Below are 25,791 nucleotides of genomic sequence, written 5' to 3'. Positions count from 1 at the left end.
GTTTCTCAGCAGACCCTATTTAATAATTCCCTAAACTCATTTGCAATCGTTCCTTGATTTTATCCCTGAAAAAATCAGGAGCCACCACTATCAAACCTTCACCAAAAGACAAAATTAATTTTTCCAATTCGTGATTTGGAATTACTTCAATTGAAAAAGTAAAACCAGTTTCATTGTTAGCAATTTTTTTCTGTGAACCATGTAACGGTTTAGTCATTATGTAAGGTGCTAAATTAGGAGTAGCAAACAAAGTGATTTTTGAAACTATAGATTCAGGAGGAATAGAAACGCCAATGATATCATCAAAATACTCATTAAAATCAATGTCGGAGCTTTCAAATTTAGTGTTAACGACTTCAAAAGAAACAATTCTATCCAAAGCCAAATTAGTCAAATTCTCAAATTCCGGTCTATTCCCAATCAAAAACCAACGGTTGTTAAACTGTTTTAAATAATACGGATGAATTTCAAAAGTAGTGATGGCATCACTTTTAAAAGTTTGGTAAGCAACTCGCAACACTTTTTTGTACAAAATAGCATTGAACAAATCACCTAGAAAATGAATGTTTTTCAGGTATTCATTGGCATCAAAACTAATAATTTCCCTTTCGTGCGATTGTAATTTGAAAGCTTCTTGCAGTTTCAAAATCAATTCATTGACCCATTCAAATTGTGGCATTCCCTTAAAACGGGACAAAACCAATAAAGCCGATTTCAATTTTTCGGCTTCCAATTCATTAATCGGTTGTTTATTGATAGAAAAATCGGAAGTGTCATAGCGATAATATACTTTCCTGCCTTCTTTAATTCGATCTAGTGGAACAGACCAACCCTGATTACTTTCCATAAACTTAATGTCTTCAAAAAGTTGTCGTTTTTTGATACCATCCCCATCAGGATTGAGTTCCTGCAAAGCTTCATTACAATATTCAAGTAAATCTTCCAAATAAAATTTCTTGTTGAAATTACTAAAGCATCTGTCTAAAGCGTGAAAACGGATAAGGGCATTTTTGTTGATGGCCATAATTAAAAATTTTGATGCCGTAAATTTAAAACTAAACGATGCAAATAGACTGCACCAATAGCAAATAGTTTTGTAATCTAATTTAAAAAGAAAATAGTATGTACAAGAAAATCATGATTATCGCGGTGTTTATCAATTTTGCATTTAGTGCAAATGTATTGGGTCAGGAAATTAAATTTAGTGATTTAGGAACGGCAAGTAGAGGTGAGTTTACTTCCTATATCAGTAAAGATGGTGCCCTTTATAAAATTGGAGATAGAATAAAAATTGGGGTACCCTCCTCAAATAAAACATTTGCATTTATTACAGAGGGAGACGGTCTTTTATTGCCCATTACTCCTTTGCAAGTACAAGCCAGTGGTCAAGAAACTGAAATTAAAAGAATATACGTTATCGGAAACAAAAGAGCTGGATATTCTGTCGCTTTTAGAACCAAAGGAATTATAGGATTGTCTAATTATTCCATTCAAATTGAAAATGCTATCGAAAACAGGGAAGTAAAATCATTTGACAGGACAAGTGACGAGGCATTGGTAGAATTAAAAAAAGACAAAGATAAGCTTGATTTAGGGTTGATTACAAAAGAGGAATACGAGCTTAATAAAGTAGAACTAACGAAATTTATTAAATAAAAAAGAGACCAATAGCACTCTAAAAAAGGGGAGTAACTGAAAATCCATAAGAGTAGGAAACATAAATTGACAAAAATGAAAAAAATTATTCTAAGAACAGCCATTGCTTTAATTATCACAGTATTTATTTCTAGTTGTGGTGCAACTCATTCGGGATACATGACGAATTCTGCTGCATTAAGTTCAGCAAATTTCTCCTATCTGAAACAAAATATTAATGGAGAAGCGACTGCAACCTATGTTTTGGGCATTGGTGGATTGGCAAAAGAAACGTTAGTTGATAACGCAAAACAAAAAATGCTTGAAAATAATCCTTTAAAAAGCAATCAAACATTTGCAAACCTAACGGTAAATTTTAAATCTTCTTATTATTTAGGACTCTTCGGAAAAGTGAAATGCACCGTTACCGCGGATATTGTCGAATTTAAATAGGCGACAATTTGATCGGGAAATTATAAGCGAGAAACAGAATCTTAATTCTAATTTCTCGCTTTTTTATTTTTTAATTTCTTGTTTAATAATACATTTACCTTGTATTAAGCGAAATTAAAGGTTTTTTAATTTCCAGAAAACTTTTTTTGTCACCAAAATCAGGAAGTACATCTTTGTTTAGATAACCCAGATAAGGTACATCTTTGAACATGGGTAAAAAATGGAAGTACATTTCTTTATTCTTTTAATCGTTAATATAACCCGATCTTAATCTATGTGTTCGGTAATTAATTCTATTCATTGTTAACAATCAACATAACACCATTTCTTTCTACCTGCATTTATTTATCCATAATGATTCCCAACCCATTATTTATTTTGTAGACAACTTATATATCGTGAGTTGTGTATAGGTTTCTCCAGGTCTTAGCACGGTTGATGGAAAATCAGATTTATTGGGCGAATCCGGAAAGTGCTGGGCTTCCAGACATAAACCCATGTTTTTTCCAAAAACAATGTTCCCACTCCCCGTGATAGAGCCATCCAAATAGTCGCCAGTATAAAGCTGTAAACCAGGTTCGGTAGTATAAACTTCCATAAACCGACCAGTTGTAGAATCGAAAACTTCTGCAGCTTTAGAGGGCTCGTTTTTGCAATTCTTACGAAGTACAAAATTCATATTATATCCATGAGCAAGATTATTTATCCGTTCACCAACCAGATGTGGTTGGGTGAAATCAAAATCACTGCCTGCAACTGGAGCTATTTTTCCCGTTGGAATCCATAAGGAATCCGTTGGTGTAATGGAATCGGCAAAAATAGTCAGCTCGTGGCCCAGAATATTTTCTTTATTGGCTGCAAGGTTAAAATAACTATGATGGGTCAAATTTAGAATAGTAGGCTTATCCGTTTTGGCTTCATAATATATCTTAAGCTCATTATCGTTATTCAACACGTAAGTAATCTTGACTATAAAATTTCCGGGATACCCTTCTTCCATGTCTTTACTAGAATATTGAAGGGCTACTCCCACAGAATCTGCTCCGGTTATTTCGGAGGTATCCCAAACCACTTTACTAAAGCCTTTAATACCACCGTGTGAATGGTTTGGATGATCGTTTGGAACAAGATTATATTGGATATTATCAAGTACAAATTTAGCTTTTGATATGCGATTAGCATATCGTCCAATAATTGTACCCATATAGGGAGAATTTTGTTTCTCATATTGAATTAAGTTATCAAAACCTAACACAACGTTTTCGAATTTTCCCTTGCGGTCCGGTGCAACAATACTGACAACAATACCTCCATAATTGGTAATCTCAACAACCATTCCTTTTGAATTAGTAAGGGTATATAGCCTTACATCCTTACCATCGGTTATTCCCCATAATTTACTATGAATGGAAAGCTGAGGGTTAGATAGGTCAGTAAATAAAGGAGATATTGCCATAAATAAAATGGTTAAGAATTAAATGTCATACTATAGATCAAATCATTCGGTTATTTAACAACGGTTATTTAAACTCAACATTTACCTTGTATTCGGTAACAATTTCAGGTGTTTTTATTTCCAGAAACTCATTTTTATTTCCAAAATCCGGTATAACTTCTTTATCCAGATAACTTAAATAAGGAGCATCTTTGGCCATTGGTACAAAATAAAAATACATTTCGTTATTTTTTAATGCTTCAGCATATCGCTTCAACCCAACTGTCCAAGGAACACTGGTATATAGATTATCTGTTTGCAGTTCACCGTTCATCATGCATATTCCACGGTCACCACGATAATCAAAAGTGACAAAAATATCGTTTACCTTAGTCCAGTCTACAATTTGTGCTTTAAGTACAAAATGGCGGTCGTCAGTTTTGATGAGCTGAATAACTGGTTCAATTTTGGGAACGCTTACCTTCCATTGACTGATGTTTTTTATGGAAGACTGAACTTTTGCAACAGTGCCTGCTGGAGTTGTAATCTTGCTAACAGCAGGATAAACACCCAATTCTATTAATTCCTTAGCACTTACCAACGACATTTTCTGTCCGTCTTCAAGTACTAATGACTTGCTTATAACAAGATGTGCATCATTATTTCCAACCAGATAAGCATTGAGTGCCTGATGGTACGGAAGTATCAAAAACGAAATACCATTTACCTGAAAATCATTGAATTTTCCAGCAGTACAAACTACCACGGTATTGCCATCTCTCATTGATGTTTTAATTCCGGTGCCACTCACCTTCACCTTGCCTTTAAGCACTATCTCGGGAGCAATGCCATCAACCGACACCATCACATTGTAATGCTTGCCTTTGTTGATAAATTGGCAAAATGGCTGAACAGTAGCCATATGAATCTCTACCCCGTCATAATTAACATTAAAAGGAAAAATCGCTGAACTCCCAGCTTTCAGTGTAAAAGTTCCAGTCTCTGGAAATCTTACCACTCCCGATTTAGTAGTGACATTTATTTTCAAGCCCTCTAGGTCAGTCATTACCATATGATCTTGAAAGTTGTGCATAAACAAATACCCCTTGTTGCCATCGCTCCTTACGGAATAACGTAAAGTGTTGGTGTTTGTGGCTTTGATACTATCGTTGGTCGATGGCAAAATTGGATACAATGGTGCTAAATCGTTGCCATAGCATTTTAAGAAGTAGTTAATCGGTTTTAATGAGTAGTAACCGCTGCTCACATTGCCAAACTCACCAATAGGAGCCTGATAATCATAGGATTTATTGTTTAAGCCAAAACCCTCTGAAAAAAAATAGTTCCCAACGGAAGGCGTTGTACCACCGTGATACATATAAAAACCAAGACCATTGGTTCCGCTTCCCACGGTGCGCACCATCATGGGTAGAAAACTTTCGCCCGGAACCCGGGGGCGGCGTGAGTAAGTAACAGACATTCCCGTACCTAATTCGGCAGCCAACGACGGATATAAATTTACATCATAACTCACGGGTGAGTAATCGGGTTTTTGATGAATGTTTTTAAACAAATAAAACGGGGATGGCCTAATACTGGACTCCCAAAACGGGAATGCATAACCAGCCATGACCGGAATAGACCCTTTTTCAATGATGGTGGCATATCCCCAACCGGTTGCTGTGTAGATAGGTGCAATCAATCCTGCTTTGATAGCCAATTGTTTGAGTGTTTTCATGTGGTCGAGTCCAACATCGGTAAATTCATTTCCAACATTATTTATCCCAACACCTATCTGAGTAATCTTCCGGTCACGTTGCGCTACCGTAATTTCACGAGGAGCGTCTTGATAAGTGAATCCCCAAGGCGCTGCCGAATGTTGATACTCATTTTCGATCTGAACTGCGATAATAGGTCCACCCTCTTTAAACATCAAACCGTTTAGTTGTTTGCCAATTTCCTTATACAGCCTATTTACATAAAACAAATAGGCAGGGTCATTACTGCGCACATCGATAGGTCTGCCATACAACCAATCAGGCAATCCTCCATTTCTAATTTCACCATGATCGAAAGGTCCGACACGCATTAACACATCAAGTCCATTTTTGGCACAAAGTTCCGTAAATTGGCGAACATTCAAATCGCCAGACCAATCGAATTTATCTTCTTTAAATTCGTGCATGTTCCAAAACACATAGGTAGCAACAACTGTAATACCGCCGGCTTTCATTTTTTTTAGCTCCTCATCCCAAAATTGGTGTGGATAACGACTAAAGTGGAACTCACCGATAACAGGAATAAAGGGTTTTCCATTTCGCTCAAGATAAAAACTGTTTACGCCTAGAGTATCACCTTTCACACTATGTCCACCCAAATCGAGATGACCACGAATCACATCGGTGCGAACTTTGGTTACATCAAGCTGATACTTCTTTTGAGCAGATAACGAAAATGCGACAAAGAGCGACACTGAAATTATTGCATAAAATTTTGTATTTCTCATTTTTGTAAATTATTATATAATTGATTTCATTGCTAAATGTACTTGAACTCCCTGATGATTTACATCCATTTTTGCAGCTTCCAGTAAATGTGTTTTTGCTTTAGTCATTTCGCCCAATCCGTAATTACCCAGCCCTAGTATATAATGACAATGAATTTTGTTACGATAAGTCAAGTCATCTTCCCAAATTAACAAATCGGGCAATGAAACCGCAAAATAATCGAGTTTTATGGTGTCATCCAAATGCTTTTCTCCAAAAGAAATCAGTTTGTCAAATCTAATATTGGCCTTATTTTGCAACCCTAATTTGAACAATGCCAATCCTTGGTAGAATATTTTATCCGGTTTCTGATCGTTGTAGAAAATAGCTGCCGCAGGTTCTGTATTCCCTTCTTTGGCCAACTTCCAGTATTTGATGGTTTCACCAGGTTGTTCCAAACCTTCATAAGCACAGCCTAACCAGTAGTGAAAATCATTTTCCTGAGCTCCCGAAAGTTTACCTTCTCCCAGATTATGAGGGTATTCCAGACATTCTTTTAATAATTTTATGGCCTGTTCAAATTCTTTTTTTGCCAACATTTGTTTTGCCAGCTCTACTCTCGCCAACTGAAATTGCGCTGGCACTTTGCCTTCTCCACCTTCCCAAGGATGGAAAATGCGATTGTCAATTAATTCAATCGCTTTGGAGTACTTTCCAAGCTGGTTGCACAAGGTAGCATATTCAAGATATACATCATCGCGTTGCTCCACCAGATTGAAGTATTTTTCCAAAAATGCCAATCGTTCTTCATGGGGTTTGCAAAGACGTTTGTACAATTGGTCAAGCTCCATCAAGATACGGGAATCACTGGTGTCCAAAGAAAATGCTTTTTCGAGATATTGAACCGCTTTTTCTTCCTGTTGTAATTTATTGAAATAGGCCAAAGACAAATTTCTAAATACTGTTGGAAAACTATCATTTATCTCTGCCGACTTTTCCCAGCTGGCAATGGCTTCCGGGTACTGGCGCTTGTCGTACCATAAATTCCCCAAATAATAAGGTGCTTTTGAATCGTTTGGATTTACTTTTTGTGCACACTCCAAGGCTGAAATTGCTTCCAGACGATTTGGAAAACAGTACTCCGGTGCATGGGCAGCAGCTATTTTAAAAACAGCTTTAGCCCCTTTGTTGGCTAAACTTAACGCCCAACCCATATAATAATAAGTCATGGGTGTAGTCGGACAAACTTTGATTCCCTCTTTCAGCAATAGAACTGCTTCATCGTACATGCCGGCTGCAATATAATCCAGTGCCACGACCTCGTAATTATGTATTTCGCCACGCATAAGAGTATGTAGTTTTTCCAAAACAGTAGCCGAATTTAATATCAGAAAGTATTCGAAACGACATCCAAAATTGAATAAGTCGATTTGTAATGAATCTTCTATCAGTGCCAAGGCTTCTTTTTCGTTTCCTAATTTCCGCAAGATAACCACTTTCAAGGTGCGTGCTTTGTGATTGTGCCAATTGCGTATCAACGATTTATCAATTTCATCAAGCGCATCGGTTAAATTATCTTTGATGCATGAAATCTGGGCACAACCAAAATATCTGGCATCCTGCATGGCGCCATTCCAGCAGGATTTGTAAAATGCATCATAAGCTTCTTTATGTTTGCCTTGGTATTGCAGCGCAAGCCCAAGATTATAATGTGGCTCTCCGTCATAAGGATTTGGGTTGCGTTGCAATTGGGTGCTGATTGCTGTATGGAAATACTTTTCCGATTCGGCAAATTTTCCACGGCGAAATAACCAAAGCCCCATAGCATTGTTATTTCTCACGTCGGAAACATCTCGTTTCAAGGCTTCCAAGTAATAATCGGTGGCTATGTAAGTGGCATGACGGTATTGTTCCAAATGCAAGCCGGTAAGGTACAATTGCTCGCAAGTTGGAGTTCCTTCGGGAGAAAAGGCTGCTTTGGCAGGTTCTGGGATTGGTTTTGCCTCATTTTTTTCTGATTTGATGCTCAATAGTTCTCGTCCGTTTTCGGAATAAACTATTAATTTTAAATCGATGACAGCAACATCACCGACCCAAATTTCGCGTTCAAAAACCTGCTCAGGACTCAAATTCAAAGTTTCGTCAAGAAATCCTTCCAACACTATTCTTGCCTTTTTCTGCAAAGATGTTGCAAAAATCTTCACAATGGCTTTATCTCCTTCTTTGTCAAGGTTTAAAAGCAAATCCTGTGATGCATTTTTCACTACACCTAGTTCACGATACGGCAGAAAATATTGTGTAAATGTTTTTTCTTCATACGGTTGCATCCAGCTGAAATCGGGTTGGTTGTCGGTAAAAACTCCCGCCATCAATTCAATGTAAGGACCATCTTCGTCCGTTAGATTTCTGTCCCAAGCTTTACCAAAATCACCATTACCCCAGGTCCATTGTTTTTTTCCCGGCGAAATATGGTGGTTTGCCACATGTAGCACTCCCGCCTTTGTGTCATTCTCGTAACCCCCCACGAAGTTAAAATCCGAGTTAATGGCCATATACGAAGTAGGAACGGGAATGTTTTTATAATTTGAAATGTCAACACCGGCAGAATAATCCACTTTATAATAGGTTCCAGTTGCAATTGGGAATGTAGATACATCTCTTTTTCCATGATCAAAAACGGCATGCACATCTGGTGGAAAAACCGATTGATAATGCTCATTTACCGCCACGGCAGGATTTGCCCACCACAAAAAAGTTTGCGGAACAGGGGTGGGATTATACAGTTTTCCTTTAATCTCTAGATAAGCTTTTCCAGGATGTAATGTAAATCCAGCCATACCTTTCTGGTGGAACATTTTTTCGTTTTCGCTCACCCAAACAGTAACGCTACCATCGGCACTACCTTCTATAGTGTGATCCACCGGCAGAAAGGTACTCGGACGATGGTGTTGCGGCCAGTTGAACTCTATTCCCCCCGAAATCCATGGGCCGGTAAGTCCAACCAAAGCAGGCTTAATCACTTGATTATAATAAATAAAGTGGCGTTGCTTGATTTTGTCATAAGCCATTTGTACCCGACCGCCCAACTCGGGTAAGATCATTACTTTAATATATTCATTCTCCAAATAAACTGCTTTGTAAATCTTATCCTGTTTTTCATCTTCAATCTTTTCCACAACTGGATAAGGATATACAACACCACTACTGCCTTGATATACTCTTTTTTCAAGAAATATAGGATTTTTTTCTGCTTTTCCGATTTCGTATGTAGGAATCATTACATCCTCTTGCCAAGCTTTAACACTCATATCTACTATATTATTACAATTACTTATTACTTAATTTTCTTATTGTTTCTATCTCAACGGCAACTGCTGGATTGAAATCTTCACTTGCCATATACTTTTTCAAGCTAAACAGCAGTTGTTGTGCTTCCGGACGTTTTTCCATATCCTGATTGAAATCAATTCCAGATACAAGTAACTTTCCTTTTCCCACTTTTACTTCAAATAATAGAGCCAATGAACGGTTTGTAACCCAATCGTCAATTACTCGAACTATTGGTTTTATTTCTGACGAAATTGATTCAAGCATAATTGCATTGGAATGACTCATAGCATCCCACCACTGCCAGTTACTATAATATTCTGTAGGAAATGAAGCTAAAGCTTTGTCTTTTGGATTACATAAAATACCTAGTGTATGAGGTTTTTGTCCTTTTGTCCAGGCCGTGTTCCAAAAAATACTCGAAAAACCGATTCCTATTTCCCCGCCATATTCAGGTTTCAATTCTCCTTTTTTTAGAGTTAATAACACTGATCCTCCTTTTTCGAGGTACTTTTGAGTCAACGAATCAAGTGACGAAACTACCTTTATTTTTTCCGAATCTTTAATGACTTCTTTTTTTGCCGGATAAACCCAAATATCCCAGCTATTGGAAAAAGAACCCACTGAAACTTCTAGAATAAGTTTTTCTGGACTCTTTATAGCAGAAAGAGGAACTGAAATTTTACCCAAAGGGATACAATTACCTAATTCAATAGTTGTTTCAGGAAGGTTGCCAGATAAAACTGTTTGTCCGGCAGTATTGTTGATTTTCCAACTAGGAACAACTCCTTTCATTGGCTGATCTCCATAGTGAGCAACTTCAACGGTTGCTGAAATTGTATCAATATTAGTATATATACGTTTTTCTAAACGAACCAACGGTACAGTAGAGTTACAAAATCTACTGTATTCCTCAGGTGAAATATATCCTTTTTCATCCCAAAAAGAGTCAAGAACCCCCACTAATGCAGTTCCCTGCCCAGGGAAATCATGAAGATCGAGTAACTGAAAACCACCGAAGTCCTTCGTGCGTAATGCAGCCTCAATATCTGCTTTGTAACACAAAGCCTGTAATTTTCCGGAAGCAAGCAAAAAACTATCTGCAAGTTGTTCCATCCCATGCTCTTTTAATGTTTCCTGAAATATTTCAAAGTTTTTAGCTCGCACAACTCCTGTATATTTGGCAATTTCCTTGAAGTTCGGATACACACACCATTGCCCGATTTCGTGACTAACCATGGGCTGAGTGAATTGATTGGTGTAATCCGACCAATCAAAATCAGTTGATGGAGCTTTGGCATTGATGATACTACCCAAGCCTTGTTCCCAATGCTGAATGCGCGGTTGTGCATCGCTCAGGTAATCGTTTACAGGTAAATTTGGCCATCCTGCGCCAGAAGTATAAATCCGTCGGGAATCTCGTTTCTTCCAGAAACTGACAAAGGACGATAAAAACTTATTCTGATTGGATCCGCCAGGTTCGTTACCATAAACCATCATGCAAAATGAAGGATGGTTTCCATATGCTTCAACCATTCGCAGGCTTTCGTCATACAAGTAGTTATCGAAAGGTTTTCCGTCTCCAATGGTTGTTGACTGGTTCGCCCATGATGAACATTCAACCTGAAGATAAAACCCTGTTTGATCCGCTGCCTCAAATGCAGCTTCTGGAGGACACCATGAATGGAAGCGAAAATGATTCAATCCGTGCGCTCGAGCTATACTGAAAACACGAAGCCATTCAGCTTTATCAGTCGGTGGAAAACCTGTTTTGGGGAAAATGGCACATTCCAGTGTTCCACGCAAAAAGAGTGGCTTGCCGTTCATCAGAAGTTGTTTGCCAACAGCTTTTATTTCACGCATTCCGAAAGTTGTTTCGTACGTGATTATCGATTTTTTAGCCGTAAGCTTAGCTTTTAAAGTGTAGATATTGGGGTGAAATTCACTCCATAATTTCACATTGTCCCCCATTGGATATTCTACAACCAGCGAATCCAAACCGGCAGCAACAGTCACTTTCAAGTTCTTCGACAGAACTTCTGTTATTCCTGATGCAGTCAAAGTAATAGTTGTCTTTTGTTCACTTTTTGCCAAATTTTCGAACTTTATCTTAGCTATTATTATTTTCTTCTGAATATCAGGAAATAGCTGGATATTCTTAATTGAAATCAAAGGTTTTGCTTCCAGAAAAAGCTTGCCCACCATACCGTTCCAATTGGTTTGAGTATGATCCGAAATACTATGCGAATTCACTCCCGGATCAATGGATTTTGTACGGTTATCCACACAAATCGTTATGAGGTGTTTTCCAGGAGTAAGTGCGTCAGATAGTTTGTAAATGTGTGGTGTACCCAATGAATTACGCATACCGATTTCTTTGTTGTCAATCCAAAGACGGGTTTCCCAATGACAACGTTCCAGAAAAAGTTCGATGTTTTGATTTTTCCAGTTATCGGGTATTATCACTTCTTTTTGATACCATGCAGCTCCGACGTAATACTTTACAGATTGTAACCAAAAAGGTATCTTAATGTTTCCGGCAACTCTATATTTTGCGTATTCAGGTTTCTTGTAAAATGAGCTATCAACAATTTGTCCTGTAAATTTAGTATTTACAGTTATATCATCCCCCTTATCATTAGTAGACATTGAACCTGGTAATTGAATTGTTTCTGATAATGTTTTTGTAAACCAATGTTCCGAAATGCCTTTGTCATTAGAATCAGTAGCAAATTTCCATTCACCTGCCAAACTAATTCTTGATTGTGCGTGTAGCGTATTTATTGGTATTAAAACCAATACTAACAGTAATAAAACAATGCTGCTTTTCATTTTTTTCATTTTTTTCATTTTTTTTCATTTATATTTTATAGAATTTATTCTTGTCTATCAAATAATATTACTTTACCAATTCATTTTCAATCTCTTCCAAGCTTTTACCTTTTGTTTCAGGTAATTTTTTTAGAATAAATAAAAATCCGAACAGGCATATTACTGCATAGAGCCAGAATGTTCCGGACGCTCCAAATCCTTTATTTAAAAGAGGAAAAGTATAGGTAAGAATAAAGCACGCAATCCATAAAGCAAAAGTGGACAACGCCATGGCAGCTCCCCGAATTCTGTTTGGAAATATCTCGGATAATATAACCCAAGTAATAGGTGCCAGCGACATGGCGTAAACCCCAATACCCATTACAACCATAGTTAATACAGCTATTCCTTTTAGTTGAAAATAAAAGGCACTTCCAAGAAGAATATAGGTAATAGCAAGTCCAGCAGATCCAAAAAGCATTAACTTTTTACGTCCCCATTTGTCTACGGTAAATATGGCTACCAAAGTAAATACCAAGTTGACACTTCCTGTAATTACAATATTAAATAACATATCACTAACGCCATATCCAGCCGCCTTGAATATCTCATCTGCATAATTAAAAACGATATTGATACCACACCATTGCTGGAAAACGGCCAACACAACACCAATAATTAATACCGTTCGGTATTTTGGATTAATCAAAGATTTGTAATTAACTTTTTCAGAAACGTCATTCAATGTTGCTTGTATATTTTTCATTTCGTTTTGAGCATATTCTTCACCGCCAATTTTATTCAATGTGGGGAACGCTTTATCTTGTTTACCTGCTTTCATCAACCAACGAGGACTTTCAGGAAGCGTAAACACCAACAGGAAAAAAACTACAGAAGGAACTGCACACGCAAAAAACATCCAGCGCCAGCCCATTTGCCCATTCCATGAAGTGCGAATAAACTCATCGGTTACTCCAGCTGGAACTTTCTCGGCAATCATAAGATTGACAATCTGTGCTGCAAGGATACCTATAACAAGGGTCATTTGATTCAGTGATACAAAACGTCCTCTTAAATGGGATGGAGCCACTTCGGCAATATACATAGGCGAGAGTGCTGAAGCAAGTCCAATACCCACACCTCCTATTATTCTAAAAACAACAAATACACCATAAGTTGTTGCTAATCCTGTACCTAACGATGCAACCGTAAACAAGAACGCCGAAAACAATAACGGCCATTTTCGCCCAAACTTATCACTGATTACACCGGATACAACTGCCCCTACAATACAACCAACTAAGGCACAGCTCATAGCCCAAGCTTGGAGATTTGCCGATGCAGTGATATCGAAAAAACGTTCATAAAAGGGCTTTGCACCACCTATTACCACCCAGTCATAACCGAAAAGCAATCCGCCCATGGCAGAAACCATGGAAATTGCCAATAAATAAGAATTGTTGAATTTCTTCATTGAAATAAAATTAAAATTTTTCATTACAAATTAAAGTTATTTTTTGAATCACTCTAATAGAATATATTATTATATATATGGATTATGTTATTATTTTTTATACTAACAATAAAAAAAAACTGCTATTTTTGAACATAATTAAAAATGAATCACAATTATGGCACGAATAAAAAGTGGATTTACGGGGGAACGCGCTATAGTTTTACCTACTCCCATTGTTGATGAATACAAAAATACCGACTTGGGATCATTGCTGTACATCACAGATATAGGGTTTTACCCCAAAGCAAGTTTCCATTTTCGGAAAAGAACAAAAGAAGAAGCATCCCAATATATTTTAATGTACTGTGTCGAGGGTGAAGGTTGGTTTGAAACAAACAATCAAATTCAAAAGGTACTTGCCAATCAGGTCTTCATTTTACCAAAAGCTGAAACCCACAGTTACGGAAGTAAAAGCAAAAAACCATGGACTATTTATTGGATTCATTTTGATGGCGAAAAAGCAGGCTTCTTTGCAGAAGGCTTTGATAAACCATTACTGATTTTACCTAAAAAAGACTCTAGGATTGAAGACCGGTTTAAGTTGTTTGAAGAAATTTTTTCAACTCTCAAAAAAGGATACAGTAAAAATAATCTAGATTTCAGCGTCACTTCATTGTTTTATTTCCTGGGATCATTGAAGTATGTGGGTGCCTTTCATGCATGCAATAATCTCAATCAGAACCTTCAACAAAGCGACATAGTCGAAGATGCTATTCATTTTATGCGCGAAAACGTAAGAAAACGAATTGCCCTGAAAGAAATAGCCCATTATGTCGGATTTTCCCCTTCCTATTTCTCGGGCTTGTTTCAACGCAAAACAGGATATTCCCCTCTAAATTACTTCATTCATCTAAAAATTCAGGAAGCCTGTCATCAACTCGACTTTTCGGATATGAAAATCAACCAAATAAGCATGTTGGTCGGATTTGATGATCCATTATATTTTAGCCGAATATTTACCAAGACCATGGGGAGTTCTCCTAGTGAATATCGCAAGAAGAAAAAAGGATAAATTCAAACTAAAAAACCAAAATTATTTATTTTGACAAGTCCTTCTGGTTTTGTTTTTTTGCATTTTCTTCCCTACCGATAATTTTTGTAATGGCTATTTCTGGACGGACATTTTATTAATGCTCAAAATACACTAAGTGAAACAGAAATCCAAAAAAACAATGCACAACCGATGTAGAACCTGTATTTGCTCAACTCAAACTCAATAACAATTTTAGACAATTTTCCTTAAAAAGACTTGAAAAAGTAGAATTAGAGTTCTGATTAATGGCTTTAGGTCACAACTTAAGAAAGAAAATTGCCGCTTAAGGAAAGTTTTTAGATTTTTTTTAGCAAAATAAAGAATCCCACCAAATAAACTGAAATAAAAAAAACCACCTCAAATTATGTTTTGAGACGGCTTCTTGATTTATTCTGATGCAAAAAGATTAAATTAATAATCAGGATTTTACATTGACTGCTTTTCTGCAGCCATCAATAGCTATCCATGGCATATACTCCAATGCGATGGCTGTATTATAGCTGTATTAAACTTAAATTTTTCAGCCTGCTTGCAGAAAATAATTTCTACAAACAGGTGAAAAACCAAACCAACCAAAATTATTTTCTTATCTTTTATCATATAATCCGACCTCAGTATAGAAAAAAGGAGATCTACTAATGAATATTAGGGTTACTATTTACTTCCGCTTGAGGAGTAGGGAAGTATTCGTGCATATTGCTGCTAAAATTTGATGCTCCCTGCTTATCACTATTTTTCAATTCGGTTGCCAGTAATCCCCATCGTCTAAGGTCATAAAACCTAAATCCTTCACGTGCAAATTCGATCATTCGCTGGTGCCTGATCTCTGCCATCATCTGGTCTTTTGAATATCCTGTGGGAAGAGCTGACAAATGAGCTCTTTCTCTTATCATATTTACATACTGGTAGGCGTTGGCTGCATCTCCCTGCTGAGTTATGGATTCTGCTAGCATTAGTAAAACATCGTCATAACGCATAGCCCTTTCATTATTGCTTGATGTATAATCAACTGCACCGCTTGCGCCAACTAATTCGTTAGACTGAGTATAATTTTGATATTTTTTCCATAGGGAAGAGTATCCAAAAAGTAATTTAAAGTCGCTAAATGGCTTATTATAAAATGTAGATCCTGGATAATTCCAGACAAGGGTTGCATACATCCTTGGGTCAAAATCTCCTGTAATGGTAAGTTCTTTCTTAAATGTATTAAATAACTTATCTGTTGGGCTCACTTCAAACCAGCCTGATACTTCGCTAGGGGCAAATTCCTCCGCAGTTGTAGATCCAAGTGATTCAGACGCATTTTCACCCGCCCAGGGGTTTGTACCTCCCACATCAGCCAGTTGAATTTCAAATACTGATTCTACATTATTTTCAGTTGTTTGCAGGAAATTATCCCCATAGTTAGCCATCAGGGCATAACTAAACGGCGCTACTGTTAATCGTTGTAAAGTTGTTTGTGCATTACTCCAATCATTAGTATAAACGTAAGATTTACCAAGGTATCCTAAGGCAGCTCCTTTTGTAGCACGCCCTGTCCACTCAGATGGCCATTTAACAGGCAAGCCTGCTGCAGCATCTGTAAAATCCTGTTTAACCTGATCCCATACGTCTGCAGCAGGTGATTTAGCTGTATAATATTCGCTCTTATCAACAGGCACATGAAGAACTAACGGTACATCGCCAAAATTTATAACAAGGTTAAAATAATTTATAGCCCTTAAAAATTTAGCTTCGGCTATATACATAGTTTTTTTTTCGTCAGTTAAGCCAGGTACATTTGGTATGTTCTCTATTAATTGATTAGACCTGAAAATTGCACGATAGGCTGCATTCCAAATACCATTTACGGTACCATTGTCTGAAGTATTTGTGAAGATCGAAAGTTGAAATAAACTTGCTACATCATTTCGTATATAAAAATCATCTCCACGTCCATTAGTTAGTTCTATACCTCTTACAGCCCAATAACCACCATCAGTGTTTTTAAATATGCCATAAGTGGCAGCAAATGCTTGATTAACATCGCCTTCTGTTTTCCAATACGTATCTGTAGTTATACCATTTGGATTTGTTAATTCTAATACCCCTTTATCGCATGATATACACACGATCATGAGTACTATTAACATATAAATCTTTTTCATATTTTGAGAATTTAGAATTATGATTGTATTGATTAAAAAGATAACTGTAAACCGGCAGATATGGTTCTGGCCAGTGGATATGCTACGTGGCCAAAATCAACACCACGGTCAAATATAGATCCAGTCCTGCCAAGATCGGGGTTATAGCCTGTATATTTAGTAAAAGTAGCAAGATTATCTGCACTCACATAGACACGCAATGATGAGATACCAATTTTAGAATTTATACTTTTTGGTAATGTGTAACCTAACTGAAGGGTTTTAATTCGGAAATAAGAGCCGTTTTCTAAAAACCTAGTTGAAGTTCTATTATTAACGTTAGGGTCGCTCGCTATAAGACGTGGAATATCAGTGTTGGTATTTTCAGGAGTCCAAGCATTTAATACTGCTGTTGAGTAATTAAAAATAAGGTTGGTGCTTTCCAGATCCTGGCGTAAACCGTTATAAATTTTATTACCGCTTGTTCCTTGGAAAAATACATTTATGTCAAAATTCTCATAGGCTGAATTTGCACCAAAACCATATTCAAATTTAGGAAAGGGACTGCCGCTGTAAACTTTGTCATTATCATTAATGATACTATCTCCGTTTTTATCAAAAAATTTAATATCTCCAGGACGTGCAGTAGGCTGTATTGGTTGTCCGTTAGTCCCTACATAACTGTTAATTTCCGCCTGCGACTGGAATATGCCAATATCTTTAATAAGGTAAAATGAAGATACGGGCCCACCAGCTTCTGTAATGGTAGTAGTAGCTCCATGGTGCGTTGGTTGGCCTCCAAAGATTTGCTGCGAGCCTGTACCTAATGCCTCGACTTTATTTTTAATGGAAGTTAATGTTCCATATACATTATAAGTTAACTTGCCAGCGTTCCCTGCATAATTAAGGCCTAATTCTACACCATGATTTAGTAATGTTCCTGCATTAACTACAGGATTTATACTTGATCCTGTAGAACCTGGTATTGGAACATTTAGTAATATATCGGTGGTTTTCTTATAAAAATAGTCAACACTACCTGTCAGGCTGTTATTAAAAAATCCAAAATCTAGCCCTAAATTTGCTGTCTCAGTACTTTCCCATTTAATATTAGGCGATGTAAAAGCTGTTTGGGTGGCGCCAAACCATTTAGTTTGCCCATCACCTATGGTATAATTGATATTTGAAGCTATGTTTGCACTGTATTGATAATCACCGATTTCCTGATTTCCAAGAACGCCATAGGTAACCCTAAGCTTTAATGTCTGGACTGATTTTGCCATTTTTTCAAAAAACTTTTCATTAGAAATATTCCAGCCCAAAGCAACTGAAGGAAAGGTTCCGTAACGGTTTGCACTACCAAAGCGTGAAGAACCATCACGCCTGATACTTGCAGATAATAGATAGCGGCTATCATAAGAATAATTAAGACGGCCTAAAACAGATACAAGTGCGCTCTGGGTTGAATTACCGCCAACATTAGCAACCCCTGCCCCGGCATCAATGGATTGGATACCATCAGGCAAATTTGTTTTACGGGCAGATAAGTAATTATATTTACTAGTTTGATACGTATATCCTCCTAAGGCCTGAATACTATGCTTGCCAAAATCTTTGGTATAGTTTAATGTGTTTTCTAACAGTACCATTACAGTTTGATTTTTAGATTCAGCAAGATCGTTTGTAGGGTGTGTAAATAAAGACCCAACTTTATATCTTTCAATGTAATCCCTTGCTGTACCAAAATTGTTGGTGTAACCAAGGTTAAACTTGTATTTTAAAGAGGGTAAAATGCTGGCTTCTGCAAAAGCATTTACGAGAATATTTGTTGATTCATAAGTAACATGCTCAAGATTTAACTGTGCAAGCGGATTGGCCACATTTACTACCGGACCATAAGCACCACCATATCCTCCCACGGCATCAGGATTATAAATATCAAACAGAGGGATCATTTTCGCAGCAGAACCTACGGGGTTACCTCCCTGTCCGCCCCAACCGCCTGCCATTTGCGTTTGTTTATCGCGGGACAGGAATACAGTTTCACCAAATTTAAAAATCCCTTTTTTGGTTTCTGATTTTACCCTTATATTGTAACGGTTAAAGTCTGTTGTTTCTACGATCCCATCTTGGGTTACATAACCTCCTGAAACACTATACTTTCCCGTTTCGCTGCCTCCGCTAACGCTCATGTCATATTGTCTGATCATTGCGTCCCTGTAAATTGCATCTTGGTAATCAGAGCCTTTACCCAAAGATTGAGCATTAGCTGCAATATCTAATCGAGGAAAACCTGCAGCATCCTGGGCAGCGTTGCTAACATTGGCCCATTGTTCTGCATTTAGGACATCTAACTTTTTAACAAGCCTTTGCACACCCATATTCGAACTAAAATTGAATACGGCTTCGCCTGCCTTACCAGACTTTGTAGTCACCAGTACCACACCATTTGCGGCTCTGGAACCATAAATGGCAGCAGCAGACGCGTCTTTTAATATGTCTATAGATTCGATATCGTTTGAGTTTAAATTGCTGATACTGCTTACCTGAACACCATCTACAATATAAAGCGGGGTAGAATTGTTTAGCGAACTTACTCCACGAATAAGTATCCTGGTTCCGGCACCGGGATTACCTCCGGATGACTCTACCGTTACACCAGCCACCCTGCCTTGCAATGTCTTGGTAACATCGCTAACACCCTGTTGCTTAAGTTCAGATCCTTTAACATGACCTATTGCACCAGTAAGGTCTTTCTTCTTTACAGTACCATAACCTACAACAACAACTTCATCCAAAGTTGCATTTTCGAATTCAAAAGTAACATTATAGGAATTGACATTTCCTATTTTAATTTCTTTCGTTTTAAATCCTAAATAGGAAAACACTAAGGTTTCTCCCGGAGATACGGATATACCGTATTTTCCGTTAAAATCTGTACTGACCCCTTTCTGGGTTCCTTTTATAAGTACGTTAACTCCTGGTACAGGCAAATTGGAGGGATCGGTAACTATCCCCGTAACTGTTTTTTGTTGGGCATAACCAGAGGCATACATTAAAGTACACATGATTAAACTCATTAAAAGATTAATTTGGTTTTTCATATAAATATAGTTTAGTTAATGTTCAAATCTATTTAAAATATCAGGATATGTTGTCCTGTTTTTATCGGTTGACTATTAGAGTTTTATGAATCTTTCATAATGAATTAGAGTTAAGTGATTAATATTCAGTGTTTCATTTTTTACCGAAATTTTATTAAAAAAAATCGATTAAAAAAGAGGTTTTAATTTTATTTTAAACTTAAATTAAATAAGCAATTAAGGTCATGAGATCTACCCAAACTAAGAATATTTTGGGGCAGTTGTATTAAGTGTAATTGCTTTTCTTCATTCATATAGAATTATGATTTTGATTTACAAATTAAAGTCATTTCTTGAGTCATTCTAATAGAACATATTACTATATATATGGATTATATTATTATTTTTTATACTAACGATAAAAAAAAACTACTTTTTTTGAACATAATTAAAAATGAATCACAATTATGGCACGAATAAAAAGCGGATTTACGGGGAACGCGCTATAGTTTACCTACTCCCATTGTTGATGAATACAAAAATACCGACTTGGGATCATTGCAACACATAACAGATATAGGGTTTTTACCCCAAAGCAAGTTTCCATTTTCGAAAAAAAACAAATAAATACGCCGTGAGTAAATTTTTACCCAAAGCTTCTTTGCATAATTTGGCAGTATAACCAATAAAGAAAAGTACTGCACCAAATAATAAATAAATCCCAAAACACCTCCGTTATAAACATCACGGGCAATCAGTCGGTCTCTCTGCGGTCGTTCCCTTTGTTCCGTTCGGCTGTTCCAGTCGGTCGTCGGCAGAAAAAGCCTTCTTCCTCCGTTCCACAGACACTTCGCAGCCAAAAAAAAATAAGGCAGCCCAGCAAAAGGCGGGACAGCCTTATTTTTTCGGCTGCTCGTTCCTCATCTTCACACGCTCTCTTCCTCCGTTCGGTGGGGCTACTGCATCCATAATACCGCTTCATTCCGTTTCACTTCGCAGGCTACGCTCCACTACATTCCAGCCGTATTATGTCTGCCGCCCCATATATTTTCAGCGGTTGCTCTTTCGCCCAGCCATCGGGGTTTGGCTCCGCTCCCTTATTTCTATGCTTTACAATATTTCCAAAAATTCATAATTCATAATTCCCAATTCATAATTAATTCGGTCGCTTTGCCCTAAATCAAGGTACGCCAAAGGCTGACTTATATTTTTTCCCCGCCGTTTCACGCTCATATCCACTTCTCTATACTCCGTACCGAAAAAACGGTACTGCGTTCCGTTCCCGTGTCTATGGTGGCTGTTCGATTGCCGCAACACCGCCACTGCGCTCCTCGAAAAATAATAATTTCCGCTATCGCTACAATCATTATTTTCTGCGGTGCTTGGGGGTGTTTGATTGCCTTGCGAGAGAAACGAAGCAAACAAAAGAACTCTCCCGAAAAAGAGATAATAACAATATTCATCTTTAAAAAAAAAAATAAAAAAAGAAAGTAAAGGTAAGTTCCGGTTTTATAAAAAATACAAGTTCAAGCCCTCCGGGTTTTAGAAAAAATATCCACCCTCAATCTAAAATGGGCATTGCACAACATTAATCGGTTCGGGTAGTATTTTTTCTAAAAAACTAGATTTTTTAAAAACCTCCACTGGTGAGATGACTTTCTTTTTTTCTTTTTTCTTTTTTGAAATATTTTAGGAAAGGCGGTTTCGACAGATTCAGTATTCCAAAAAATGGAAAATAGAAGAAAAACCAACTTTTAAATTCCGAAACTATGCCAAATTTCATCATCAAAACCCATCAAAAAGACACTGTTTACAAAGGAAACCAAGTCTTTATTCTCAACAAAGGAATGAACTCTGGCAAGCCCCAAAAAGAACCTTTCGTCAACAGTTTTGTGATTCTATTCCCAGACGAAAAGGATGCCGAAACAGCGTATTGGCTTGCTTATAGCCTTTGGAAATCCAACTTTTGGCACCAATTTTTAATCGGGTCAGTAATTCCATTCTTGCGAATCAAGGATTTCAAGAAAGATTTTGACTCAAAGATCAACGAAATGATGCAGGAACACGAGCTGCACAAAAAACAAGTCCAGGCGTTGAGATTGCTGGAACAGAAAGAAGATCAATTGCATAAAAACATCAACCTTATCAACGAAATGCGTAGAGCCATTTTAAACCGCTACTGCAGAAAATAATATTTATTAACCTAAATTATCAATACTATGAAACTGTTCATTTTATACCAAACCGATATTTGGAAAAGCAAAACAGCAAGAGTCTTTTTCGGAATATTTGACAGCAGACCAAAAGCGATGGACTGTGCGAAATACAACGGATTGTATTGCTCCAATTCGAAAGTGGTAATCGAAGAAGTGACCTTGAATATTTTCGCGGAAATCTAATACAAAAAAGCCTAGGCGCTGAGGTTGCTGGAACTTCAGGAAACCCAATTCCATTAAAACTTCAACTTAATTTATAAAATGATCAATATACTATTACTGCAATAAATAATAAAAGTAAAACTTAAATTATAATTATTTATATTTGATAAATAAAAATCTCACAAATATCAGACAAAGCAAACTTTATTTGGATGTGTTTAGGATGTTTTTTCAGACATCTAATACAAGTTGTGCGATATTTTGCCCGAACGAAACCAAAAAAATATAATTGAAAATTTATGACTGGATTAGATAGAGCTTATAATACTTTTAATAATAAATTACAGGAATTAAAAAAATTATCTTCCGTATCAATGTCTGAAACTGATACAAGATGTAAAATAATTGATATTATTTTCAAAGAAGTTCTAAACTGGACAGAAGATGATATTGAAAGAGAAAGATATATTCAAGTTGGCTATTTTGATTATGAAATTAGCACATCAATTTTTAAATATGTTGTAGAAGCAAAAAAATCTCTTGTCATATTTAATTTACCCGAAAAAAACAGAAAAGTAAAGTTAAAAACTATATATAAAACGAACAAGGAGGTAATAGACCAATTAAGAAGTTACATTTTTCAACGTGGCCTTTTATATGGTATCATAACAAATGGGAATCAATTTATTATTGGTAAATTTCACAATACAGATGGTACAGATTGGGAAGAAAATGAGGTATTGATATATCAAAGTTTAGATGTGATTGACACAAACTTTATCCAATTTTATGAAACTATTTCAAAAGAATTTGTAAGCCATTATGGAAGATTTAAGCTATCTACAGAATCAAATAAAGGACAAACAATTGTAAGGACGAATAATATAGGAAAAAAAGATGATGAATTAATTCGTAATAAAATTAGTCCTGAATTAATACCAATAATTACAGAAGTTTTTGAAGAAATCTATAATCTTGAAAACTTAAAAGATGAGAAAATATTACTAGATTGTTATGTTAAAAATGAAGACATAAAAAAATATAACTCTGAATTAGGTTTAATATTTTCTGACCAACCACCAACTTTTGATTGTAGAATTAATCCTGTTCAAAACACTGATAAAACACACGATCAATTAACAAAAGAAATTGTTGGAACAACAAATAAACTTCCAGATCCAATAATAATTATAGGAGGAACAGGAGCTGGAAAATCAACTTTTATTAAATATTTCATTGAAGTAAAATTAGATAAAGGAACAAAAAAGAATAGACCAATACTATATTTAGATTTTAGAAATGAGACAAAAAACACAATCGAAGACACAAAATTAATTTATCAAAAATTATTAAATCAACTATATGAAAATCATAAAACATTAAAATTAAATAATTTTAATGTTTTAAAAATTATTTATAAATCAGAAATTGAAAACAAGGTTACAGGGTTCTGGTCCCATATAACCGATCAAGATAAATTAAATGAAAAAATATCCGAGTTTTTAGAAAAACAATCCGAAGAACCTATCTTACATCTTACAAAAATATCAAATTATTTAGTACATCAATGTCACAAAAGACTTTGTATTGTAATAGATAATGCTGACCAGTTAAAAGAAGACATTCAAAAAGAAGTTTTCATTCTAGGACATTCATTGCACAGAAATCTTAAAGTTTTAACAATAATAAGCTTAAGAGAAGGATACTTTTATAAATTTAAAAATAAACCACCATTTGACGCATATCATTCGACTATTTTCCATATTACGGCCCCGCCATATAGAGAAGTTATTAGAAAACGGATAAAATATGTTTTATCTAATTTCAAATTTCAGAAAATAAGATTAGATAATGATACCGTCAAAGTAGAATTTGCAGAAGGAAATTTAAGTCAATTATTTTTAAATTTACAAAAATCATTATTTGATTCAAGCAGCTCGGAAATTCTTTCTTTTTTAGAGGAAACTTCATATCCAAATATTAGAATTGGTTTAGAAAAATTCAAATTTTTTCTTTTGTCTGGTCATACAAAATCAAATTTATATATGTCACTTGGATATGGAAAAGATGGTAAAAGAGGAATACCTATTTGGGAATTTGTAAAATCTGTTGCACTTGAATCAAATTTCTATTATCAATCAAATAAAAGTACGCTTTTTAATATATTCTATCCTTCAAAAAGTAATCGTAATCATTTTACCAAAATTAGAATTTTAGAATATATAATAGATAATAATACAGGAGTTTCAAAAAGGAATAATTTTATTTCAATTAAAAACATAGTTAATGATTTTACCCGTGCAGGTTATACTTCTGAAATAATTATTGAGGAATTAAATCTATTATATACATCAAGCTTAATATTTACAAATGACTTTGTGTCTGACATTGAAACCGAAATTACACTAGATGAAAATAGTGAAATTGGTATTACACAATCAGGAGTATATTACACTAAAAACTTGATAACAAAATTTTATTATTATGATTTGATTTTACAAGATAAGTAGTAAAAACGATATAATGTCGTATTTTACTTTTAAATAAATTTAGATAATTATTTGAAAAACAAATAATTAAGCCCTTTTAATAATGCGACAACAAATCGTTCCAATTACTTACACCTATATATATTGAAAAATATTTTGATGAATTAACTTCAAATTTTCCTGAATCTGATTATAATGGAAATAGAGATTTGTCGAAAAGAAAAAAAGTTGTTGAAATATTTATTGATTATCTACTAAATCAGGAAAACCTAGACCTTAATAGAAAAGAAGTAGATTATGGCATCCATTGCCTTGATAAACAAATAATAAATACAATTAAAATAAATAATTTAAATTCTGAATTATTGAGGCTTGAAAGAACAATAAATCAGGCTAAATAAAAAAAATACTACAATTGTGGTTTTACGAAATTTATGTTTTTGCTAAATTTAAAATCGTTTTTTATCCTTTAAGGCAGTGCTTAACTGAAAGTTTATACTTGTTTAATTCCCAACAAGTACAAAGCCAAAACGCGAAAACAAAAAAAGCCTGATTCATACGGATCAGGCTTTCTTAGGTAGTCCGGAAAAGGTTACCAATCATAACCAGACTATTTATTTTTGGTTTTTGTCAACCATTTTAATAGGAGCGAAACCATAAAACTTACGGTGGCTCCAACGACCGCTAAGATAATTGTTTTTGCAATATCTTCCGAAAGAATATTGGGCAAAATGCTCAAAAATGTTCCAGATGCGGTTCCAGCTCGAAGGGAAATATTAGTCTCCATCACGTGGTTTATTTAGATTTTCCTCCACAGCGGTCATTTGACTAACCGCAGATATCACTCCTCCTGCGACTGCCATATAACCGGCAACAGTTACCACGGTTACGGGTAAAACAATTGGTGCCGCCACTACTGTTCCACTGATGGCCAACAAAACCAAACCAATGCTTCTCAATATCTTGAAAAACTTTGGGCTTGGTGCTTTAATACGTTCTGGATATGCAAATAAAACCCG

General features: G+C 35.8%; 17 protein-coding genes. 6 read left to right on the top strand and 11 right to left on the bottom strand.

Annotation, left to right across the window (positions count from 1 at the left end):
* Positions 1–19: 19 nt before the first annotated feature.
* Positions 20–1,024 (bottom strand): helix-turn-helix transcriptional regulator, encoded by a 1,005-nt coding sequence (locus tag B2145_RS09685; protein WP_291101591.1) that lies wholly within the window; start codon positions 1,022–1,024, stop codon positions 20–22.
* Positions 1,025–1,122: 98 nt separating this feature from the next.
* Here B2145_RS09685 and B2145_RS09680 point away from each other — a divergent pair, with 98 nt between their 5' ends.
* Both B2145_RS09680 and B2145_RS09675 read left to right on the top strand, forming a co-directional pair.
* On the top strand, positions 1,123–1,656 hold the full coding sequence (locus tag B2145_RS09680; protein ID WP_291101588.1) for a hypothetical protein: 534 nt from the start codon (positions 1,123–1,125) through the stop codon (positions 1,654–1,656).
* Between the two features lie 75 nt (positions 1,657–1,731).
* A complete protein-coding gene (locus B2145_RS09675; RefSeq protein ID WP_291101585.1) occupies positions 1,732–2,088 on the top strand; it encodes a DUF6567 family protein in 357 nt (118 codons plus the stop codon).
* 94 nt (positions 2,089–2,182) lie between these two features.
* Here B2145_RS09675 and B2145_RS09670 read toward each other — a convergent pair whose 3' ends face one another.
* From B2145_RS09670 to B2145_RS09645, 6 genes are all read right to left on the bottom strand, one after another.
* On the bottom strand, positions 2,183–2,320 hold the full coding sequence (locus B2145_RS09670) for a hypothetical protein (RefSeq protein WP_291101582.1): 138 nt from the start codon (positions 2,318–2,320) through the stop codon (positions 2,183–2,185).
* A gap of 141 nt (positions 2,321–2,461) precedes the next feature.
* Entirely contained in the window at positions 2,462–3,544 is a 1,083-nt protein-coding gene (locus B2145_RS09665; RefSeq protein WP_291101579.1) for an aldose epimerase family protein, read from the bottom strand.
* Positions 3,545–3,608: 64 nt separating this feature from the next.
* Positions 3,609–6,029: a beta-galactosidase gene (locus B2145_RS09660; RefSeq protein ID WP_291101576.1), complete on the bottom strand. Its 2,421-nt coding sequence runs from the start codon at positions 6,027–6,029 to the stop codon at positions 3,609–3,611.
* 12 nt (positions 6,030–6,041) lie between these two features.
* Positions 6,042–9,317 (bottom strand): DUF5107 domain-containing protein, encoded by a 3,276-nt coding sequence (locus tag B2145_RS09655; protein WP_291101574.1) that lies wholly within the window; start codon positions 9,315–9,317, stop codon positions 6,042–6,044.
* Between the two features lie 19 nt (positions 9,318–9,336).
* On the bottom strand, positions 9,337–12,177 hold the full coding sequence (locus B2145_RS09650; protein ID WP_291101571.1) for a sugar-binding domain-containing protein: 2,841 nt from the start codon (positions 12,175–12,177) through the stop codon (positions 9,337–9,339).
* Positions 12,178–12,235: 58 nt separating this feature from the next.
* A complete protein-coding gene (locus B2145_RS09645) occupies positions 12,236–13,621 on the bottom strand; it encodes a sugar porter family MFS transporter (protein ID WP_291101568.1) in 1,386 nt (461 codons plus the stop codon).
* A gap of 157 nt (positions 13,622–13,778) precedes the next feature.
* Here B2145_RS09645 and B2145_RS09640 point away from each other — a divergent pair, with 157 nt between their 5' ends.
* Entirely contained in the window at positions 13,779–14,675 is an 897-nt protein-coding gene (locus tag B2145_RS09640; RefSeq protein ID WP_291101565.1) for an AraC family transcriptional regulator, read from the top strand.
* A gap of 656 nt (positions 14,676–15,331) precedes the next feature.
* Here the strand turns inward: B2145_RS09640 and B2145_RS09635 are convergent.
* Positions 15,332–16,843 (bottom strand): RagB/SusD family nutrient uptake outer membrane protein, encoded by a 1,512-nt coding sequence (locus B2145_RS09635; protein WP_291101563.1) that lies wholly within the window; start codon positions 16,841–16,843, stop codon positions 15,332–15,334.
* A 32-nt stretch (positions 16,844–16,875) separates the two neighbouring features.
* A complete protein-coding gene (locus tag B2145_RS09630; protein ID WP_291101561.1) occupies positions 16,876–19,926 on the bottom strand; it encodes a SusC/RagA family TonB-linked outer membrane protein in 3,051 nt (1,016 codons plus the stop codon).
* Between the two features lie 1,748 nt (positions 19,927–21,674).
* Here B2145_RS09630 and B2145_RS09625 point away from each other — a divergent pair.
* The 3 genes from B2145_RS09625 to B2145_RS09615 all read left to right on the top strand — a co-directional run bounded on the left by B2145_RS09625 (position 21,675) and on the right by B2145_RS09615 (position 24,793).
* On the top strand, positions 21,675–22,097 hold the full coding sequence (locus tag B2145_RS09625) for a DUF6943 family protein (RefSeq protein ID WP_291101558.1): 423 nt from the start codon (positions 21,675–21,677) through the stop codon (positions 22,095–22,097).
* A 27-nt stretch (positions 22,098–22,124) separates the two neighbouring features.
* Positions 22,125–22,304, top strand: a complete 180-nt coding sequence (locus B2145_RS09620) for a hypothetical protein (RefSeq protein WP_291101555.1) — start codon at positions 22,125–22,127, stop codon at positions 22,302–22,304.
* Between the two features lie 278 nt (positions 22,305–22,582).
* Positions 22,583–24,793, top strand: a complete 2,211-nt coding sequence (locus B2145_RS09615) for an AAA family ATPase (RefSeq protein ID WP_291101552.1) — start codon at positions 22,583–22,585, stop codon at positions 24,791–24,793.
* Between the two features lie 589 nt (positions 24,794–25,382).
* Here B2145_RS09615 and B2145_RS09610 read toward each other — a convergent pair.
* Together B2145_RS09610 and B2145_RS09605 are read right to left on the bottom strand one after the other, a co-directional pair.
* Entirely contained in the window at positions 25,383–25,559 is a 177-nt protein-coding gene (locus B2145_RS09610; protein ID WP_291101549.1) for a hypothetical protein, read from the bottom strand.
* Positions 25,549–25,764 (bottom strand): hypothetical protein, encoded by a 216-nt coding sequence (locus B2145_RS09605; RefSeq protein ID WP_291101594.1) that lies wholly within the window; start codon positions 25,762–25,764, stop codon positions 25,549–25,551. The genes B2145_RS09610 and B2145_RS09605 overlap by 11 nt, the downstream gene beginning before the upstream one ends.
* Positions 25,765–25,791 lie beyond the last annotated feature (27 nt).

The organism is Flavobacterium sp. UBA5153 (assembly GCA_002413745.1).
Taxonomy (GTDB): domain Bacteria; phylum Bacteroidota; class Bacteroidia; order Flavobacteriales; family Flavobacteriaceae; genus Flavobacterium.
This window is presented reverse-complemented; position numbering and strand designations above follow the sequence as displayed.

What these genes read in the sequence shown, in the direction of transcription:
- B2145_RS09685 (WP_291101591.1), bottom strand. Translation starts at nt 1,024, where the DNA reads ATGGCCATCAACAAAAATGCCCTTATCCGTTTTCACGCTTTAGACAGA.
- B2145_RS09680 (WP_291101588.1), top strand. Translation starts at nt 1,123, where the DNA reads ATGTACAAGAAAATCATGATTATCGCGGTGTTTATCAATTTTGCATTT.
- B2145_RS09675 (WP_291101585.1), top strand. Translation starts at nt 1,732, where the DNA reads ATGAAAAAAATTATTCTAAGAACAGCCATTGCTTTAATTATCACAGTA.
- B2145_RS09670 (WP_291101582.1), bottom strand. Translation starts at nt 2,320, where the DNA reads ATGTACTTCCATTTTTTACCCATGTTCAAAGATGTACCTTATCTGGGT.
- B2145_RS09665 (WP_291101579.1), bottom strand. Translation starts at nt 3,544, where the DNA reads ATGGCAATATCTCCTTTATTTACTGACCTATCTAACCCTCAGCTTTCC.
- B2145_RS09660 (WP_291101576.1), bottom strand. Translation starts at nt 6,029, where the DNA reads ATGAGAAATACAAAATTTTATGCAATAATTTCAGTGTCGCTCTTTGTC.
- B2145_RS09655 (WP_291101574.1), bottom strand. Translation starts at nt 9,317, where the DNA reads ATGAGTGTTAAAGCTTGGCAAGAGGATGTAATGATTCCTACATACGAA.
- B2145_RS09650 (WP_291101571.1), bottom strand. Translation starts at nt 12,177, where the DNA reads ATGAAAAAAATGAAAAGCAGCATTGTTTTATTACTGTTAGTATTGGTT.
- B2145_RS09645 (WP_291101568.1), bottom strand. Translation starts at nt 13,621, where the DNA reads ATGAAGAAATTCAACAATTCTTATTTATTGGCAATTTCCATGGTTTCT.
- B2145_RS09640 (WP_291101565.1), top strand. Translation starts at nt 13,779, where the DNA reads ATGGCACGAATAAAAAGTGGATTTACGGGGGAACGCGCTATAGTTTTA.
- B2145_RS09635 (WP_291101563.1), bottom strand. Translation starts at nt 16,843, where the DNA reads ATGAAAAAGATTTATATGTTAATAGTACTCATGATCGTGTGTATATCA.
- B2145_RS09630 (WP_291101561.1), bottom strand. Translation starts at nt 19,926, where the DNA reads ATGAAAAACCAAATTAATCTTTTAATGAGTTTAATCATGTGTACTTTA.
- B2145_RS09625 (WP_291101558.1), top strand. Translation starts at nt 21,675, where the DNA reads ATGCCAAATTTCATCATCAAAACCCATCAAAAAGACACTGTTTACAAA.
- B2145_RS09620 (WP_291101555.1), top strand. Translation starts at nt 22,125, where the DNA reads ATGAAACTGTTCATTTTATACCAAACCGATATTTGGAAAAGCAAAACA.
- B2145_RS09615 (WP_291101552.1), top strand. Translation starts at nt 22,583, where the DNA reads ATGACTGGATTAGATAGAGCTTATAATACTTTTAATAATAAATTACAG.
- B2145_RS09610 (WP_291101549.1), bottom strand. Translation starts at nt 25,559, where the DNA reads ATGGAGACTAATATTTCCCTTCGAGCTGGAACCGCATCTGGAACATTT.